1 protein-coding gene and 1 pseudogene are annotated in these 1,158 nt (G+C 44.6%); one reads left to right on the top strand and one right to left on the bottom strand.

Annotated features, from left to right (window positions below; all coding sequences use genetic code 11):
• Window positions 1-666, bottom strand: a 666-nt coding sequence (locus ACTHS3_RS13865; RefSeq protein WP_440368238.1) for a paraquat-inducible protein A, incomplete at its 3' end; no start/stop codon positions are given.
• A gap of 403 nt (window positions 667-1,069) precedes the next feature.
• On the opposite strand from ACTHS3_RS13865, the pseudogene ACTHS3_RS13860 reads away from it, so the two are divergent.
• Window positions 1,070-1,158: pseudogene (locus ACTHS3_RS13860) on the top strand (biliverdin-producing heme oxygenase); the annotation flags it as partial.

The following is a 1,158-nucleotide window of genomic DNA, read 5'->3' as shown; positions in this document are numbered from 1 at the left end:
GGTTAAACGGTGAATCTTATAATAAACCCAATGCTGCGGAATCGATACCGAAGTCCGAATCAGCATGACCGACAGCGGAAACATCAGATAAAACGCCGAGCCGAATTCCACTGTAGCAACGGATGAGAGCTTGATATACGCCACCAAAGTGGAAATAAAAAACACATCCACCATAATCCAATGGCGCAGCCGCACTAATACGCGCGTTGCAAAGCGCAGCGCAGGGTAGGCCTTTTCGCGTATCAAAGCCGTATAAACATAAAGGCAGAGCAGCAGAAACAGTAAGGGCGCGCCGAAGGTGAGGATAAACATCACTTCCGCCAGAAAACCGTAATCCAGCGAAATCAAAAGCCGCATCATTTGCGGCAACGACAAAATCGATGTCACGCCGAACAAATCGACGCGGATATACACCATATTGTACGCGAACGCCATCAGAATCAAGGTTGTCAGCGCATAGGCAATCGGCGCGATATACGGATTGTTTTCCACTTCCACGATTTCATGGTTACACACCGGACAATGCGCCTCCTGCCCCTGACGCAGGCGCGGAATATCCATACGGCAGCCGCAATCAGGGCATTCCACCGTATGTGCAGGCAGCGTCGCATCAGGAAGATAAGACTTGTAGCGCCACCAGCGATGGTAGGCAGGAATCCGTTTCATGGTTCGGCAGGGGACAAAGAAGGAGCAAAGAGTGTCGCATTATAAAGGAAAACAGAAGGATAGCTCAAATTTAGGTCGATATTTGATTGAATGGCGGCTGCTTAGTAAGGTTTGGGCAGTCTGAAAAGTTTGAAAAGGTTTAGAAGGTTATTGCTATGAGCCGTTAAATTTTATTAATAGGTCTTAGTTTGGTTTATTGTTATTATATTAAAAATAAGATATATTCTCAATATTTAAAAACACGATGAGCCTTGTAGATCTGTGGAAGGTACGCGGTTAACGAATCTGAAGCAGGTTAAAAATTATCTTCTTTGTTTTTAAAACGATTCTTTTCAAATTAGACGGTATTTTTAACCATAAAGGCCGTCTGAAACCATTAGTCTCTTAATTCAAAGGAAACATCATGAGTGAAACCCAAGAGCTGACTTTCGCCAAACGCTTGAAAGAGCAAACCACGACAACGCACGACAGCGTTGATAACTTGGTTATGTC

The organism is Neisseria sp. P0009.S007, assembly GCF_051962515.1.
This window is presented reverse-complemented; position numbering and strand designations above follow the sequence as displayed.